Origin of the sequence: Flagellimonas olearia, from assembly GCF_009184425.1 — a bacterium.
Lineage (GTDB): Bacteria > Bacteroidota > Bacteroidia > Flavobacteriales > Flavobacteriaceae > Flagellimonas > Flagellimonas olearia.
In genome coordinates this window covers 1-382 of the sequence record NZ_WELG01000088.1, presented here as the reverse complement: position 1 = coordinate 382, position 382 = coordinate 1, and the positions used below count along the sequence as shown (strand labels likewise).

Genomic DNA, 382 nt, shown 5'->3' with positions numbered 1-382 from the left:
TGGAACAAGGCGGGCATCCGTATTTCCTCGTCCGGCGGGTTGTCCACGGGGTTTGAAGCCCGCGTATGTCTGGCCTGTAGTCCGGCTCCGTGCGCTGCGGCCTGTCCCACCGGGGCACTGTCCCAACGCAAGGGTGGCGGTGTCATCCAGAAAAAGAACCTGTGCATCCGATGTGGCGAATGCGCCAAAGCCTGCCCCGTGGACGCCATTTTTCTGGACCACGAAGTGAATCCGTATGTCTGCATCCACTGTGGTCAGTGCGTCGCGTTCTGTCCGCATGATTGTCTCGAAATGGTTGAATTGCCGGAAAAAGAATCCATCGAGGGAGGAAGCAATGATTAGAGACTTCTTCCGAGTCATGATGGTGAACCTGACCACCGGC

At 57.3% G+C, this 382-nt stretch carries 1 protein-coding gene; it reads left to right on the top strand.

The window, feature by feature from the left end; genetic code table 11:
• Positions 1-39: 39 nt before the first annotated feature.
• The gene (locus F8C76_RS19320; RefSeq protein ID WP_369126716.1) at positions 40-342 is read left to right on the top strand and encodes a 4Fe-4S binding protein; all 303 of its coding nucleotides are present in this window, start codon (positions 40-42) and stop codon (positions 340-342) included.
• Positions 343-382 lie beyond the last annotated feature (40 nt).